The 15,970-nt window shown below is 57.7% G+C and carries 13 protein-coding genes; 5 read left to right on the plus strand and 8 right to left on the minus strand.

Annotated elements, in window-relative coordinates:
• Nucleotides 1-220: 220 nt before the first annotated feature.
• From AUC60_RS02365 to AUC60_RS02400, 8 genes are all read right to left on the minus strand, one after another.
• Nucleotides 221-1,225 (minus strand): response regulator, encoded by a 1,005-nt coding sequence (locus tag AUC60_RS02365; RefSeq protein ID WP_087264505.1) that lies wholly within the window; start codon nt 1,223-1,225, stop codon nt 221-223.
• Between the two features lie 45 nt (nt 1,226-1,270).
• Nucleotides 1,271-2,281, minus strand: coding sequence for a chemotaxis response regulator protein-glutamate methylesterase (gene cheB, locus AUC60_RS02370; protein WP_087264506.1), 1,011 nt, complete (start codon nt 2,279-2,281; stop codon nt 1,271-1,273).
• Complete coding sequence (locus AUC60_RS02375) at nt 2,278-4,671, minus strand: hybrid sensor histidine kinase/response regulator (protein ID WP_087264507.1); 2,394 nt, start codon at nt 4,669-4,671, stop codon at nt 2,278-2,280. The genes cheB and AUC60_RS02375 overlap by 4 nt, the downstream gene beginning before the upstream one ends.
• On the minus strand, nt 4,668-5,357 hold the full coding sequence (locus AUC60_RS02380; RefSeq protein ID WP_087264508.1) for a chemotaxis protein CheW: 690 nt from the start codon (nt 5,355-5,357) through the stop codon (nt 4,668-4,670). The genes AUC60_RS02375 and AUC60_RS02380 overlap by 4 nt, the downstream gene beginning before the upstream one ends.
• Entirely contained in the window at nt 5,354-6,661 is a 1,308-nt protein-coding gene (locus tag AUC60_RS02385) for a CheR family methyltransferase (RefSeq protein WP_087264509.1), read from the minus strand. The genes AUC60_RS02380 and AUC60_RS02385 overlap by 4 nt, the downstream gene beginning before the upstream one ends.
• Entirely contained in the window at nt 6,658-7,197 is a 540-nt protein-coding gene (locus tag AUC60_RS02390) for a chemotaxis protein CheW (RefSeq protein WP_087264510.1), read from the minus strand. Before AUC60_RS02390 ends, AUC60_RS02385 begins: the two co-directional genes overlap by 4 nt.
• A gap of 9 nt (nt 7,198-7,206) precedes the next feature.
• On the minus strand, nt 7,207-8,829 hold the full coding sequence (locus AUC60_RS02395) for a methyl-accepting chemotaxis protein (RefSeq protein ID WP_087264938.1): 1,623 nt from the start codon (nt 8,827-8,829) through the stop codon (nt 7,207-7,209).
• Nucleotides 8,830-9,313: 484 nt separating this feature from the next.
• Entirely contained in the window at nt 9,314-10,051 is a 738-nt protein-coding gene (locus AUC60_RS02400; RefSeq protein ID WP_087264511.1) for a tellurite resistance TerB family protein, read from the minus strand.
• A gap of 213 nt (nt 10,052-10,264) precedes the next feature.
• Between AUC60_RS02400 and ydcS the strand changes: the two genes are divergently transcribed.
• The 5 genes from ydcS (at nt 10,265) to AUC60_RS02425 (ending at nt 15,868) form a co-directional block, all read left to right on the plus strand.
• A complete protein-coding gene (gene ydcS / locus AUC60_RS02405) occupies nt 10,265-11,416 on the plus strand; it encodes a putative ABC transporter substrate-binding protein YdcS (protein ID WP_087264512.1) in 1,152 nt (383 codons plus the stop codon).
• Between the two features lie 212 nt (nt 11,417-11,628).
• Complete coding sequence (locus AUC60_RS02410) at nt 11,629-12,669, plus strand: ABC transporter ATP-binding protein (protein WP_087264513.1); 1,041 nt, start codon at nt 11,629-11,631, stop codon at nt 12,667-12,669.
• A 13-nt stretch (nt 12,670-12,682) separates the two neighbouring features.
• Nucleotides 12,683-13,609, plus strand: coding sequence for an ABC transporter permease (locus AUC60_RS02415; RefSeq protein WP_087264939.1), 927 nt, complete (start codon nt 12,683-12,685; stop codon nt 13,607-13,609).
• On the plus strand, nt 13,599-14,420 hold the full coding sequence (locus AUC60_RS02420) for an ABC transporter permease (protein ID WP_087264514.1): 822 nt from the start codon (nt 13,599-13,601) through the stop codon (nt 14,418-14,420). Before AUC60_RS02415 ends, AUC60_RS02420 begins: the two co-directional genes overlap by 11 nt.
• Before the next feature lie 23 nt (nt 14,421-14,443).
• The gene (locus AUC60_RS02425) at nt 14,444-15,868 is read left to right on the plus strand and encodes a gamma-aminobutyraldehyde dehydrogenase (protein ID WP_087264515.1); all 1,425 of its coding nucleotides are present in this window, start codon (nt 14,444-14,446) and stop codon (nt 15,866-15,868) included.
• The last annotated feature ends 102 nt before the right edge of the window (nt 15,869-15,970 follow it).

Genomic DNA, 15,970 nt, shown 5'->3' on the forward strand with positions numbered 1-15,970 from the left:
TATGCCGAGCGACAGCGAGGTACCTAGTGGTGGGGCAAGAGCGTTTTGCTTACTTTTGTCTGGGCCGGCTTCCGGATTTTCAAAAGTGAGGCGCTGTAAAAGCGCAACCAATATCAGCCATTAACGCGGTAACGGATATGTACACAAAATGCTTTGAAAGATGTGTAGATATCCATGCGTGGATAACGTTACCGCGATGTCGGCAGTTTTGTAACTCTCCCTACGCCACCGAAACCTGATTACGCCCATTATGCTTGGCCGCATATAAACCTTTGTCCGCTTCCTGAATCAACTGACGGCTATTGCTGCCAGGCTGCGGAACGATGGTTGATACGCCAATGCTGACGGTCAGCGACGAGCCCGGTGTCGGTGCGATGTGCGGGATATTCATGCCTGCGACGGTCATGCGCAGTTTCTCGGCCAGCAGGCGCGCCCCGCCCGGTGAAGTGCTGGGCAGCACCAGCGCGAACTCTTCGCCGCCGTAACGTGCAGGCAGGTCAGAAGGCCGGGCAGAGCTGGCGCGAATAGCCTTGGCCACCTGACGCAATGCTTCGTCGCCTTCAAGGTGTCCGAAGTTGTCGTTGTAAGCCTTGAAGAAATCGACGTCGATCATCATCAACGACAGCTGAGTCTGATCACGGGTTGCACGACGCCATTCCAGCTCCAGGTACTCGTCGAAATGACGACGATTGGACAGGCCCGTCAAACCGTCAGAGTTCATCAGGCGCTGCAAAACCAGATTGGTATCGAGCAACTGCTGCTGACTCACGCGCAACGCGCGGTACGCTTCGTCCCGTTGCAACAACGTCATGTAGGAGCGCGAGTGATAACGAATACGCGCCACCAACTCGATCGTGTCCGGTAGCTTGACCAGATAATCGTTGGCACCGGCAGAAAAAGCCGCGCTCTTGATCATCGGGTCTTCCTTGGTCGAGAGCACGATGATTGGAATATCTTTGGTCAGCGGATTATTGCGGTACTCGCGCACCAGCGTCAGGCCGTCCAGGCCTGGCATGACCAGGTCCTGCAGGATGACCGTAGGCTTGATCTGGATGGCCTGAGCAATGGCCTGATGCGGATCAGCACAAAAATGGAAGTCGATACGCTCTTCGTTGGCCAACCCTCGCCGGACCGCCTCGCCGATCATCGCCTGATCATCGACCAGCAACACCATGGCCGAGTTTTCGTCATCTGGCTGGAGGGAGTCCAGCTGCAAGTCATTCATTAAAGAACTCCTGATCAACGCCTGAACGTGAAGCCACCTGAATTCTCATCGGGCGAACACCTCTTTCAGGCGCATCGAAATAGTCTCCAGCGGTCTGATCTCGACCGCCGCATCAATGGCCGCTGCCGCTTTGGGCATGCCGTACACCGCACAGGATTGCTGATCCTGTGCGATGGTCAAATAACCTTGCTGACGCATGAGTTTCAGGCCTTGAGCCCCGTCGCGCCCCATGCCGGTCAGCAAAACACCTACCGCGTCGCCGGTCCAGTAACGGGCCACACTTTCAAAGAAAACGTCGATCGATGGTCGATAGATTTCATTGACCGGCTCTGCCGTGTAGGCCAGCGTACCGTTCTTGAGTAATCGAATATGGTGGTTGGTGCCCGCCAGCAATACCGTCCCAGGTCGCGGCGGTTCGCCTTCCTGAGCGAGACGTACCGGTAGCCCGGACGAGGTGCTGAGCCATTCGGCCATACCGGCAGCAAACACCTGATCAACATGCTGAACGAGTACGATGGCGGCCGGAAAGTTGGCCGGCAGCCCTTTCAGCAATTGTTCAAGCGCGGCGGGTCCACCCGCCGATGAGCCTATCGCAACCAGTTGCTGACGCTGACCGCTTGAGCGCACCGGTGCCGAAACCACCTGCTCAGAGCGCTGCTCTGGCCGCACCAGCCAGCCAATATTGAGGATCTTGCGCAACAGAGGCGCCGCAGCATCCTTGGGGTTGCCTGCACCGATGGCAGGCGTATCCACGACATCCAGCGCACCATGCCCCATGGCCTCGAAGACGCGGTGCATATTTTGCTGGCGGTCTACGGTGACGATGACGATTGCGCAAGGCGTTGCAGCCATGATCTGCCGCGTGGCTTCAACGCCGTCCATGATCGGCATGATCAGGTCCATGAGGATGACGTCCGGAACCAGCTCGGCACATTTACGCACCGCTTCGGCACCATTGCCCGCGACCCACACCACTTCGTGCGCAGGCTCGAAGGCCAGGGCGCGACGCAGCGCCTCGACGGCCATAGGCATGTCATTGACGATTGCGATCTTCATGCCTGTGCATCCCCAATCAATTCAGCAACGGCATCAAGTAACGCATCGTCATGGAAACTGGCCTTGGCCAGATAATAATCGGCTCCTGCGTCCAGACCACGACGGCGATCTTCCTCGCGATCTTTATAGGAAACGACCATCACCGGCAGGGACTGCAATCGGGTATCCCGGCGAACCAGCGTGACCAGTTCGATACCATCCATGCGGGGCATGTCGATATCGGTGATGAGCAAATCGAAATCTTCTGCGCGCAATGCATTCCAGCCATCCATACCGTCCACGGCAACGGCCACTTCGTAGCCGCGATTGACCAGTAACTTGCGCTGCAACTCACGTACCGTCAACGAATCGTCGACCACCAGCACGCGTTTACGCGATACAGCGTCAATCTGACGGTTGCGTCGGTCGATACGCTCCAGGCGCCCGGTGTTAAGCAACTTCTCTACCGAGCGAAGCATGTCCTCGACATCGATGATCAACACCGCAGAGCCATCGTCAAGCAAAGCCCCCGCAGAGATGTCCTGAACCTTGCCCAGCCGTGGATCGAGGGGCAACACCACCAGCGTGCGCTCGCCTATAAAACGCTCGACCGCAACACCGTAGACCGCATCGCGCTCGCGGATCACCACGACCTTGAGCACGCCTTCGTTGCTCTGACTTGCTGGCCGGTGCAGCAACTGGCTGGCGGCTACCAACCCTACGTGACGCCCTTCATGCCAGAAATGCTGACGCCCTTCGATCTGGACAATATCGTCGCTGTGCACATCGCTCATACGCTCGATGTGTGCCAACGGGAAGGCATACGCTTCGCCGCCCACCTCCACCACCAGACTGCGCACCACCGACAGGGTCAACGGCACTTCCATCACAAACCGGGTGCCTTTGTTTGCCTGCTGATCGGCGAAGACCACGCCGCGCAATTGACGGACCATGTCATGAACGGCATCAAGGCCAACACCGCGCCCGGAAATCTCGGTGACTTTGTCTTTCAAGCTGAAACCGGGCAGGAACAGGAACGTCAGCAGTTCTTCTTCGCTCAGTTGCGAGGCGGTCTCAGCAGGCGACAATTGGCGCTTGATGATGTTGCCACGCAGCCGCTCAAGGTCCACGCCGCCGCCGTCATCACTGAGCTCGACCTGCAACTGGCCCGCTTGATGGGACGCCTTGAGGCGAATCAGTCCTTCTGCGGGTTTACCCGCAGCGAGGCGCGTTTCAGGCAGCTCAATGCCGTGGTCTACGGCGTTACGCAGCAAATGGGTCAACGGCGCTTCAAGCTTTTCCAGTACATCGCGATCAACCTGGGTTTTTTCGCCTTCGATTTCCAGGCGTACCTGCTTGCCCAGTTCGCGGCCCAGATCACGCACCATACGCGCCTGACCGGCGAGCACATCGGCAAAAGGTCGCATCCGGCAAGCCAGCGCGGTGTCATAGAGTTCCTGCGCTCGCTGCCCCGCCACCCAGCCAAACTCGTCCAGCTCAGCGGTTTGATTAACCAGCATTTGCTGGGCTTCGGCCAGTAAACGACGCGCTTCATCCAAGGCTTTTTGCGCATCAGGGCCAAGGCCGGCCTCGCCAAAACTGGCCTCAAGATCGTCCAGCGCGCGGCTGCTGCCGGTCTGGATACGTTTGAGCCGCTGCATATTGGCCAGGTAAGGCTTGATGCGTTGCGTCTCGACCAAGGACTTACTCGACAAATCCAACAAGCTGTTCAGTCGCTCGGCAGTCACCCGCAGCACTCGCTCGCCGGCCTCGGATGCCCGGCGATTGCGTCGCAGGGCAGGCGTAGGGGCTGGCTCAGCAAGACTTTCTTCGGTAGATGTATCGGGTACTGACACTGACGGGGCCGAAAAACCCGACACCGGGTTTTCCGCTGGTAGATCGAGCGCGGGTAACGGATCACTTACCGGTGGCGCCGTTTGAGTCAGGGCCATCGCGCTCGCCAACAACGCATCGTCAGCGGACGGTGTTGATAACGTCGCGCCGCGCACCATGCCGCTGCCCTGGGCCATCAGCGTGTTCATACGCTCCACGTAAGCGTCGATATCGGCCTGGGCGACATTACTGACGCCGGGCGTCGCGATGCGCATCAACAGGTCAGTGCCCTGCAACAACGCGTCGATATGTTCCGGCTGCAGGTAAAGGCGACCCTCTTGGGCGCTGACCAGGCAATCTTCCATGACATGGGAAACGCTAACCCCAAAATTGACACCGACGATACGCGCCGCGCCCTTGAGCGAGTGGGCGGCGCGCATGCAGGCTTCCAGATGATCAGCCTGGGTCGGGTCACGCTCCAGCGCCAACAAGCCCGCACTCAATACTTGAGTCTGAGCTTCAGCCTCAAGAGTAAACAGCTCGAACAGCGAGGCATCGCGCATTTCATCTGGCGTCATGAAAGGCTCCGATTGACCGCCGACAACAGTTGATCTTCATCGAGCAGGCGCAGGCTGTAATCCTTCCATTGCAAGACACCACGGGTGAAACGTGCGTTGGCATGGGTTCCGGAAGTCGAGGCCGAGTCCAGCAGGTGTTCTTCGATGGCATAAATACCATGAACTTCATCTACCGGCACCACCACCGGGCCGCCCTCAGCGGCCACAATCAGCATGCGTGGCATGATCCGGCTCGATTGCGCAGGCACAACCGTCGTATCCAGCCCCAACAGCTCAATGAGGGAAAGGCAGGCAACCAGCGCACCCCGAACATTGGCCACGCCGAGCAGTGCCCGCGAGCGCTGATGCGGCAGGGAGTGAATGGCTTGCAGCGGAGCGATCTCTACCAGGCAACGAGTGGGAAAGCCCAGCCACTCCTCGCCCAGACGGAAAACCAGAATCGAGCGAGTCTTGGTCTTGACCTGCAGATCAGCGGTTTGAACATGATCATTGTCACTTCGGGTCAGCGCGTAACGATCCAGCAAGGTGGTCGCGGCCGCCGAATAGACCGGGCAGTTACGGCAATGAATGTGTTCGACCAGCAACGGGCACGACCGGTCGCCGTGAATACCGATGTGATTCCAGCAGTCATCAACGGCCTGGGCGTCTTCGTGAATGAAGCTCGAATAGCTATAGATTCTACTCATCGTGGGCTACCTTGCTTACTCACGCTGCGGGCCGCACGTTCATTGAGCCTGCGGGCGCCGGCGCTATCCCCTTGGGCCGCCAGCAATGCTGCAAGTTGCGCCAATGCCTCAGGGTGCTGCGGCTGCAAATATAGCGCCTTGCGGTAAAAGCCCTGAGCCTGGGCATTGCTGCCTTCGACCTCGCTGAGCAAACCGAGCCAATAAAATACCTGAGCCTCGGGTTCATGACTCTTCAGGAAACGCTCACACGCGGCGCGCGCTTCAGCGCTTTTGCCCTCGTTGGCCAGGCTGGCGATGGTGGCGAGCAATGTCGCAACGTCGTCATTACCCTTTGCTGCAGCACCGCTCCCCGCTCCCGCTACAACGGATGCGGATCGTTGCGGGGTCGTAAGCGATACCGTGGTCGGTCGTGGCTGAGGGCGCGAAACGCTTCGCGGGTTAAAACCCGGCGGAACCACCAATCCACTGCGCGGCGAGGGTTCAGCAAGCGTTGCTACAGGTTCCTGCGACGCGTTGTAATGACTGAACGCGAAGGTCTGAGGAATGCCAATCGAGCGCATGCCCATGCGCGTCAACAGGCTGCCTTCGGCTGGCCCGATAAACAAAATCCCGTCATCGCGGGTCAGGCGCTTGAGCACTTCAAACACATGCTTCTGGGTGGGCTGATCAAAATAGATCAGCAAGTTCCGGCAGAACACAAAGTCGTAAGCCGTCTGATTGATCAGTGCCGGATCAAGCAGGTTGCCGGCGCGAAAACTGATCCGTTCACGAACCCGGGCTTGTAGCTCAAAACCGTCTTCGGTCGCATTGAAATAGCGATCACGGTATGAAATGTCATCACCACGAAACGAGTTTTTACCGTACACCCCACGCTGTGCGCGCTGGATCGATATCGGGCTGATGTCCATTGCGTCGATCGCAAACTGTGGCGCCAGAACGTTAGCGTCCAGCAAGGCCATGGCAATGGAATAAGGCTCTTCACCAGTGGAACACGGCAGGCTGAGGATACGAATCGGCCGCACGCCGTTCAGCTCGGCGATGCGTGCCTTGGCGAGGTTGCTTAACGAGACAAAGGATTCCGGATAGCGAAAAAACCAAGTCTCGGGGACGATTACAGCCTCAATCAATGCCTGTTGTTCGTCCGCTGACGACTGCAGAAGCTGCCAGTAACCGTCGCTGTCGATGACTTTGGTGGCCATATAACGCTGGCGTACCGCACGTTCGACGATTGCCTCGCCCACCGAAGCAACATCAAGGCCGATACGGTCCTTGAGAAAACTGAAGAAGCGCGCCTCATGACTCATGGCGTCTCCTCGATAAATTCAAGCTCCGAGGGCTGCGCCGGATAGAGCAACTCGCGGACCTGATCACTGAGCAGGTCCTGAACGCGGATCCACTGCACCAGCCCTGAAGCATCTTCACGCACCGGCCCCAGATACGAAGCATCGGGGCTATCCAGACCGTAATCCTTGAACTCTTCTGGTGCGCATCGCAGCATGTCGGTGGCCTGCTCGATAATCAGCCCGAGCAAACGCTTGGGTTGTTCGGCATCAACCTGATAATGCACCAGCACCAATCGCGTGCTGGTGCGCGACTTGGCGGTCTGGCCGAACGCCAAAGCGGCGAGGTCGATTACGGGGATCATATCGCCGCGATGGGCCAACACTCCCGCGACCCAACGTGGAGCCTGGGCAATGGCCTTCAGTGGCAGACGCGGCAGCACTTCGGCGATTTGCACCGCCTCCAGCGCATAGCGTTCGTCGCCGATGCGAAACAGCAGGAACAACTTGTTTTTCGGCACCACCGAAGAACTGCCGCGACTGACCGGTTGATCGCTCATGGTCAGTACTCAGACTTTGAAACGCGAAACGCCGCTGCGCAAACCGACCGCCACCTGACTCAACTCATCAATGGCAAAACTGGCCTGACGCAAGGACTCCACGGTCTGGCTGCTGGCATCGCCCAGCTGCACGAGCGCCTGATTGATCTGCTCGGCACCGGTGGCCTGCGCCTGCATGCCTTCGTTGACCATCAACACCCGAGGCGCCAAAGCCTGCACCTGATGAATAATCTGCGTCAGTTGTTCGCCCACCTGCGTAACCTCGAACATGCCGCGACGCACTTCCTCGGAGAACTTGTCCATGCCCATCACACCGGCAGACACCGCGGACTGGATCTCACGGACCATCTGCTCGATGTCATAAGTCGCAACGGCAGTCTGATCAGCCAGGCGACGCACCTCAGTCGCGACCACGGCAAAACCACGGCCATATTCACCGGCTTTTTCCGCTTCGATGGCAGCGTTGAGCGACAGCAGGTTGGTCTGGTCGGCGACCTTGACGATGGTCACGACCACTTGGTTAATGTTGCCCGCCTTCTCATTGAGAATGGCCAGTTTGGCGTTGACCAGATCGGCCGCGCCCATGACCTGATGCATGGTGTCTTCCATGCGCGCCAGGCCCTGCTGGCCAGAACCGGCCAGGATCGAAGCCTGATCCGCGGCGCTGGTCACTTCGGTCATGGTGCGGACCAGATCACGAGACGTGGCAGCAATTTCCCGGGACGTCGCGCCGATCTCGGTGGTCGTCGCAGCGGTTTCTGTAGCGGTGGCCTGCTGCTGCCGCGAGGTAGCAGCAATTTCGGTGACTGATGTCGTGACTTGCACCGATGAGCGCTGGGCCTGAGATACCAGGCCTGTCAGCTCAGTCATCATGTCGTTGAAGCCTGTTTCCACGGCGCCGAATTCGTCCTTGCGATCCAGATTGAGTCGTTTGCTCAGGTCGCCCGTGCGCATGGTCTCCAGAATACTGACGATGCGCTGCATCGGCGACATGATCGAACGCATCAGCAAAAGCCCACACGCCGTTGCGGCAATAATCGCGACGAGAAGAGAAAGGCCCATGCTGATTTTTGCGCCAGTAACAGCGACGACAATTCGGTCAGTAGCGTCATCAGCCACTTTCTTGTTGATGACAATGATGTCGTTCAGTTGCTTACGGCCCAGCGACCATACGGGCCTGGTCTGATCGTAAAACTCTGTCTTGGCTTTGAGGTAATCACCGCGCTGAAAATTGGTATGCACGTCATTGAGGAGGCGTGTATAGGTCTCGCGCTGCCGCTCGAAGTCGGTGAAGTTTGCCTTGTCGGCGTCGTCGAATATGGTTTGCTTGTAGTTGTCGACCTGCTGCTGGAGGCGCGCCTCGAAATCTTTGAACTGGTCTTTTTCCGGGCCCGTCAGCTCACGTCCTTCGCCTTCACCAATCAATTCAAGGGTGCGAATGTAACTTTCACCCCAAGCGCTACGCAGCAGGGTGCTGTAGTACACGCCCGGCAGTGCATCGAGGCGAACTTCTTCTTCACTGGACTGGATCGATAACAGACGGGAGAAAGAGACGACAACCATCAAGAGCATGATGGCGATAATTACGGCGAAACTCGCCAAAATCCGTTGGCGTAAGGTCCAGTTCTTCACGGTCATCCCTCAAGAGTTCAACACCGGACTTCACGCCGGGTTCAAGAAGCGGACCGACGAACGGCCCAACGCGGCCTGAGTATAGCCCACGCTCCTACAAACTTAGGGGGTAGTTTCAGAGAAAAATTAGGCACATTCCCGCTAACTCCCAAGAATTTTCTTACAGGCCTTAGGTATTCGAATGAATGCAGGGGTTACATGGGGTGTTGTAGATGGGTGTTTGGGGCTAGCTTGCCGCAGGAACTGCGGGAGATTCTATGTTTGCCTGTAAGCGCTGGCCTCGCCTCGTAGGACTGGCTTTAGCCGGGAGAGCGGTATTTCTGGCGAATGATATTTAGCGAATGCCCCGACGTCCTCCCGGCTAAAGCCGGTCCTACGAGATGGCGCAGGACCTGTGGGAGCGAGGCTTGCTCGCGATACATGAGACGCAGCTAAAGGGCATAACGCGTTGTCATTTACTGCGAGCAAGCACAACTGACTGCTTTTAACCCTGGGCCTGACGCACCTGTATCTCCAGCTCGGCCTTCAAAGCAGGCGCCAGCTTCAATTGACGGGCCAGTTCGTCCAGATAAGCGCGCTCCATGAAATGCTCTTCATCAACCAGCATCACACTGGCGATGTACATTTCCGCCGCCATTTCCGGGGTCTTCGCAGCGCGAGCGACTTCAGCCGGGTCCAGTGGTTTGTGCAATTCAGCGTGAAGCCATTGCTGTAGCTCCTGGTCACCCGTCAGCTTGGTAAATTCACCTTCGATCAGCTCGCGCTCGCGCTCGTCAACGTGACCGTCAGATTTAGCGGCCGCAACCAGGGCACGCAGGATGGCCTGACTGTGCTCTTCAACCTGCTCGGGCGGCAGACGATCAATAGTTTGCGGCTCACCCTGCGGTGCTGAGCCCTGTTTAGCCTGCCAGTTACCGTACGCTTTGTAGGCAATGACACCCAGCGCGGCCAGGCCACCATAAGTCAGCACTTTGCCGCCGACCTTGCGTGCGCCTTTGCTCCCCATCAACAAACCCATGGCGCCTGAAGCCAAAGCCCCACCGCCTGCTCCCGACAGCAGACTGCTCAGACCACCGCCACCTGCACCACCCAACAAGCCGCCCAGACCGCCAGCAGCAGAGGATTTCTTGCCGCCCTGCTGATGCCCTGCACCACCGGCCTTGTTCTGGAGCATCTCCTGACCTGACTTAAGAAGTTGGTCGAGTAAGCCACGCGTGTTCATGGAAAGCCTCCACAGACTTGTTCATTCAATTGGATACAAGCCAGAGTAAAACGAAGTGTGTCCAGGCTGGAGTGCAGGTGTGCTTCCGGATGTTGCAACGCACCCGACGCTGCTGCACATTATCGAAACACTAATAAGCCCCGCCGCCTCTCCGTTTGTTGCGCTACAACTGTTGATTACTGCCCCGACCATAATTAAAGAAGAGGGATTCTGATGTCAGCACACAAAACCGCATTGCTGAGCGCCGCAATTACCGCTTTCATTGCCAGCGCCAGCTTACAGGCAGCCGAAACACTCAAGACCGTGGGTGAAGGCGAGGGCCAACTGGATATCGTTGCATGGCCGGGCTATATAGAACGCGGCGAAAGCGACAAGGCTTATGACTGGGTCACGGGGTTCGAGCAGCAGACCGGCTGCAAGGTCAACGTAAAAACGGCAGCAACTTCTGATGAAATGGTCAGCCTCATGACCAAGGGTGGTTACGATCTGGTGACCGCATCCGGCGACGCGTCCTTACGCTTGATTGCCGGTAAACGCGTTCAACCCATCAACCCCGAATTGATCCCCAACTGGAAAAACCTGGACCCACGTCTCAAAGGCGGACCGTGGTACGTGGTTAATCAGCAGACGTTCGGCACCCCCTACCAATGGGGCCCGAATGTGCTGATGTACAACACTGAAGTGTTCAAAGTCCCGCCCGTGAGCTGGAGTGTGGTGTTCGAGGCACAGGATTTGCCCGACGGCAAACCTAACAAAGGTCGGGTTCAGGCTTACGACGGGCCGATCTATATGGCCGACGCCGCGCTTTATCTAAAGTCAGCCAAGCCTGAACTGGGTATCGTCGATCCTTACCAATTGACCGAAGTTCAATACTCGGCGGTACTCGATCTACTGCGCAAGCAGCAACCGCTGATCCATCGCTACTGGCATGACGCAACTGTGCAGATGAGCGACGTGAAGAACGAAGGCGTAGCGGCATCCAGTTCCTGGGGCTACATGGTCAATGGTCTGAAAGCGGATAAACAGCCAGTGGACTCAACCATCCCCAAGGAAGGCGCCACTGGCTGGGCGGACACCACCATGTTGCACACCGATGCCAAACACCCGAACTGCGCCTACAAATGGATGGACTGGTCGTTGCAACCCAAAGTACAGGGTGATGTGGCCGCCTGGTTCGGTTCGCTGCCTGCGGTACCAGAAGCGTGCAAGGCCAGTGATCTGTTAGGCCCACAAGGTTGCGCGACTAACGGTTTCGATCAATTCGAACACATTGCCTTCTGGAAAACGCCACAATCCGAAGGCGGCAAGTATGTGCCTTACAGCCGCTGGACTCAGGATTACATCGCGATTATGGGAGGCAGGTAAATCCCGAAACGTCGTGTTTGCGCAGGTACAACCCAGGTGCGAAGGACACCGCGTTGTATCGCGGCAAACATTGGGCCTGTAGGTGTGACCGGGGTGGCGATCGCGGTTTATCAGAATGAATTCTTCGCAACCTTCGGCAGCCCCTACGGAAAATGCACTCCCATTCAAAGGATTGCAGTTTGTCTGTCGCCGTCGAAAATCGGAGTTCTACCATGCCCCTTGCAGTCCAGTTCACCAATGTGTCCCGACAGTTTGGCGAGGTAAAGGCCGTTGACGGGGTTTGCATCGAGATTGAGGACGGCGAGTTCTTTTCCATGCTGGGTCCCTCAGGCTCGGGCAAGACGACTTGCCTGCGCCTGATTGCAGGATTCGAACAACCCAGCGCTGGCTCGATTCGTATCCACGGCGAAGAAGCCGCTGGCCTGCCGCCCTATCAGCGTGACGTGAATACGGTCTTTCAGGATTACGCCCTTTTCCCCCACATGAATGTGCGCGATAACGTTGCCTATGGCCTGAAAGTCAAAGGCGTCGGCAAGCAGGAACGTTATTCGAGAGCCGATGAGGCTCTGGCGATGGTTGCTCTGGGCGGTTATGGCGAGCGCAAACCCGTTCAGCTTTCCGGCGGCCAACGCCAGCGCGTAGCTCTGGCCCGGGCACTGGTCAATCGTCCTCGGGTGTTGTTACTGGATGAACCCTTGGGCGCACTTGACCTGAAACTACGCGAACAGATGCAAGGCGAATTGAAAAAGCTTCAGCGCCAACTGGGCATCACCTTTATTTTTGTCACTCACGACCAGACCGAAGCGCTTTCCATGTCGGACCGGGTCGCGGTGTTCAACAAAGGCAGAATCGAGCAGGTCGATACGCCGCGCAATCTGTACATGAAACCTGCAACTCGTTTTGTCGCCGAATTCGTCGGCACCTCAAATGTGCTGCAGGGCGATCTGGCCGCACAATTGAGCGGCAGCGCACTGCCTTTCTCTATTCGCCCGGAACATATCCGCTTCGCCGAGGGGGCGCTCGGCAGCCATGAGGTTGAAGTCAGCGGCCAGTTGCACGACATCCTCTATCAAGGCAGCACCACCCGCTACGAACTGACCCTGGACGGCGGGCAAAGCCTTAACGTCAGTCAGGCCAATAGCCAATGGCAGGACAACGGCGCGCCTTATCAGCCCGGCCAGCGCTTGCATATGCGATGGTCACGCGACGCCATGGTCATTCTCAAGGATGCCCCTGCGAATACAGGCCAGTGACATGAACCAGCCCATGGTTCGATCGGACACATCGCCCTTGCGAAGGCTCAGCGATTTACTCTACCGACGGCCAAATCTATACCTGTCGCTGCTGCTCGTACCGCCGCTGATCTGGTTCGGCGCAGTGTATCTGGGCTCACTGCTTGGTTTGCTGTGGCAAGGTTTTTACACCTTCGACGACTTCAGCATGACGGTCACGCCGGACCTGACCCTGGCCAACTTCGCAGCGCTGGTGCAGCCCGCAAATTTCGACGTCATCAAACGCACGCTGACGATGGCCATTGCCGTGTCCATCGCGAGCGGCATTATTGCCTTTCCCATTGCGTACTACATGGCGCGCTATACCCGTGGCAAGACCAAAGCATTTTTCTACATTGCGGTGATGCTGCCCATGTGGGCCAGTTATATCGTCAAGGCTTACGCCTGGACCTTACTGCTGGCCAAAGGCGGCGTAGCGCAATGGTTCATTCAGCACCTTGGGCTGGAGCCGCTGCTGCAGTTCATCCTCGGCATTCCGGGTGTGGGCGGCAGCACGCTGTCGACCTCGTATCTGGGGCGATTCATGGTCTTCGTCTACATCTGGCTGCCGTTCATGATTCTGCCAATCCAGGCCTCACTGGAGCGCTTGCCGCCGTCGCTGCTGCAAGCCTCGGCCGACCTTGGCGCACGCCCGCACCAGACCTTCATGCAGGTGATCCTGCCGTTGTCCATCCCGGGCATCGCCGCAGGATCAATCTTTACCTTTTCACTGACGCTGGGCGATTTCATCGTGCCGCAACTGATTGGCCCGCCTGGCTACTTCATCGGCAGCATGGTGTACGCCCAGCAAGGAGCCATCGGCAACATGCCCATGGCCGCCGCCTTTACACTGATACCGATCCTGCTGATTGCGGTTTACCTGAACATCGTCAAACGACTGGGGGCATTCGATGCGCTCTGAACCCAAGACAGAAAAAGCGCCGATCTGGCTGAAGGTCGCCGCCTGGGGCGGTCTGGTGTTTCTGCACTTCCCGATCCTGATTATCTTCATGTACGCGTTCAACACTCAGGACGCCGCGTTCAGCTTTCCTCCCCAAGGGTTTACCCTGAAATGGTTCAGCGTGGCCTTTTCCCGGCCGGACGTACTGGAAGCCATCAAGTTATCGCTGAAAATCGCGCTGGTCGCGACGCTGATTGCCATGGTCTTGGGCACCCTCGCCTCCCTCGCGCTGTACCGACGGGATTTCTTTGGCAAGAACGCCATATCACTCGTATTGATTCTGCCCATTGCCCTGCCCGGCATCATTACCGGCCTGGCCCTGCTGGCGGCGTTCAAGACTTTGGGCATCGAACCTGGCATGTTCACCATCATCGTCGGGCACGCTACCTTCTGCGTGGTGATCGTCTACAACAACGTCATTGCTCGCTTGCGCCGCACGTCACAAAGCCTGATCGAGGCATCCATGGACCTGGGGGCTGACGGCTGGCAGACCTTTCGCTACATCATCCTGCCCAATCTCGGCTCGGCCTTGCTGGCAGGCGGCATGCTGGCCTTTGCCCTGTCCTTCGACGAAATTATTGTCACCACCTTCACCGCAGGACATGAACGCACACTGCCGATCTGGTTGCTCAACCAGCTCAGCCGCCCAAGGGACGTGCCCGTTACCAACGTGGTCGCCATGTTAGTGATGCTGGTCACGATGCTGCCGATTCTTGGGGCGTATTACCTGACGCGCGGCGGTGAAAATGTAGCGGGAAGTGGCGGAAAATAAATCGACTTCAAAGGGAGATGCCCATGCAAACCAAACTGTTGATCAACGGCCAACTGGTGAAGGGTGAAGGACCGCTGCAGTCGGTATTCAACCCGGCACTGGGGCGCGTGTTGGTGGAAATCAACGAAGCCAGCGAAGCTCAGGTAGACAGCGCCGTGCGTGCTGCCGATGCAGCCTTTGCAGGCTGGTCGCAAACGGCCCCCAAGGATCGCTCGCTATTGCTGCTCAAGCTGGCCGACGCTATCGATATCCACGGTGAAGAGCTGGCAAAGCTGGAATCGGACAACTGCGGCAAGCCATACAGCGCTGCCCTGAACGACGAAATCCCGGCTATTGCCGATGTGTTCCGCTTTTTTGCCGGGGCCAGTCGTTGCATGGGGGGATCGGCCGCCGGTGAATACCTGCCAGGTCACACTTCGATGATTCGCCGCGACCCGATCGGAGTCATCGCATCAATTGCGCCCTGGAACTACCCGCTGATGATGCTCGCCTGGAAAATCGCCCCTGCCCTGGCCGTCGGCAACACCGTGGTGCTCAAGCCCTCGGAGATGACCCCGCTGACAGCGTTGCGCCTCGCAGAACTGGCTGCGGATATTTTCCCGACCGGGGTGCTGAACATCGTATTCGGGCGCGGCACCACAGTGGGTAACGCGTTGGTAACCCACTCGAAAGTACGCATGGTTTCGCTGACAGGCTCCATTGCCACAGGCGCACATATCATCTCCAGCACCGCAAACAGTGTGAAACGCATGCACATGGAACTGGGTGGTAAAGCGCCGGTGATCATCTTTAACGATGCCGACATTGATGCCGCAGTCGAGGGTATTCGTACGTTTGGTTTTTACAACGCAGGTCAGGACTGCACCGCCGCATGTCGGATCTATGCGCAAAAGGATGTCTATGAAACCTTCGTCAGCAAGCTGGGAGAAGCCGTCAGCAGCATCAAATATGGTCTGCAGAGCGATCCTGAAACCGAGATGGGCCCGCTGATCAGTGCCCAGCATCGGGACCGCGTGACGGGGTTTGTCGAACGAGCCCTCGCTCAGTCGCACATTCGTCTGGTAACGGGAGGCGAGGCAGTAGAAGGCAATGGCTACTTCTTCGAGCCTACCGTGATTGCCGATGCGCAACAGGACGACGAAATCGTCAAACGTGAAGTGTTCGGCCCGGTGGTATCGGTCACCTCGTTCGATGACGAAGCGCAAGTGCTGGCGTGGGCCAACGAGTCGGATTACGGTTTGGCTTCGTCAGTCTGGACCCAGGATATCGGTCGCGCCCACCGCCTGGCTGCACGTCTGCAATACGGCTGCACCTGGGTCAACACTCACTTCATGCTGGTGAGCGAAATGCCCCATGGCGGGCAGAAGCTCTCTGGCTATGGCAAAGACATGTCGATGTATGGTCTGGAGGATTACACCACGGTGAGGCATGTGATGTTCAAGCACTGAGGGATACTCAAACGGAATACCCTGCGTCACGAATTCAGCGTTTTCCAATGCTGTTTTAGGAGGTTTGAAACCTGGCAGGACCGGCTAAGCCGGCCCTGCCAA

This window comes from Pseudomonas caspiana, assembly GCF_002158995.1.
In the GTDB taxonomy this organism is placed as follows: domain Bacteria; phylum Pseudomonadota; class Gammaproteobacteria; order Pseudomonadales; family Pseudomonadaceae; genus Aquipseudomonas; species Aquipseudomonas caspiana.

What these genes read in the sequence shown, in the direction of transcription:
- AUC60_RS02365 (WP_087264505.1), bottom strand. Translation starts at nt 1,225, where the DNA reads ATGAATGACTTGCAGCTGGACTCCCTCCAGCCAGATGACGAAAACTCG.
- cheB (WP_087264506.1), bottom strand. Translation starts at nt 2,281, where the DNA reads ATGAAGATCGCAATCGTCAATGACATGCCTATGGCCGTCGAGGCGCTG.
- AUC60_RS02375 (WP_087264507.1), bottom strand. Translation starts at nt 4,671, where the DNA reads ATGACGCCAGATGAAATGCGCGATGCCTCGCTGTTCGAGCTGTTTACT.
- AUC60_RS02380 (WP_087264508.1), bottom strand. Translation starts at nt 5,357, where the DNA reads ATGAGTAGAATCTATAGCTATTCGAGCTTCATTCACGAAGACGCCCAG.
- AUC60_RS02385 (WP_087264509.1), bottom strand. Translation starts at nt 6,661, where the DNA reads ATGAGTCATGAGGCGCGCTTCTTCAGTTTTCTCAAGGACCGTATCGGC.
- AUC60_RS02390 (WP_087264510.1), bottom strand. Translation starts at nt 7,197, where the DNA reads ATGAGCGATCAACCGGTCAGTCGCGGCAGTTCTTCGGTGGTGCCGAAA.
- AUC60_RS02400 (WP_087264511.1), bottom strand. Translation starts at nt 10,051, where the DNA reads ATGAACACGCGTGGCTTACTCGACCAACTTCTTAAGTCAGGTCAGGAG.
- ydcS (WP_087264512.1), top strand. Translation starts at nt 10,265, where the DNA reads ATGTCAGCACACAAAACCGCATTGCTGAGCGCCGCAATTACCGCTTTC.
- AUC60_RS02410 (WP_087264513.1), top strand. Translation starts at nt 11,629, where the DNA reads ATGCCCCTTGCAGTCCAGTTCACCAATGTGTCCCGACAGTTTGGCGAG.
- AUC60_RS02415 (WP_087264939.1), top strand. Translation starts at nt 12,683, where the DNA reads ATGGTTCGATCGGACACATCGCCCTTGCGAAGGCTCAGCGATTTACTC.
- AUC60_RS02420 (WP_087264514.1), top strand. Translation starts at nt 13,599, where the DNA reads ATGCGCTCTGAACCCAAGACAGAAAAAGCGCCGATCTGGCTGAAGGTC.
- AUC60_RS02425 (WP_087264515.1), top strand. Translation starts at nt 14,444, where the DNA reads ATGCAAACCAAACTGTTGATCAACGGCCAACTGGTGAAGGGTGAAGGA.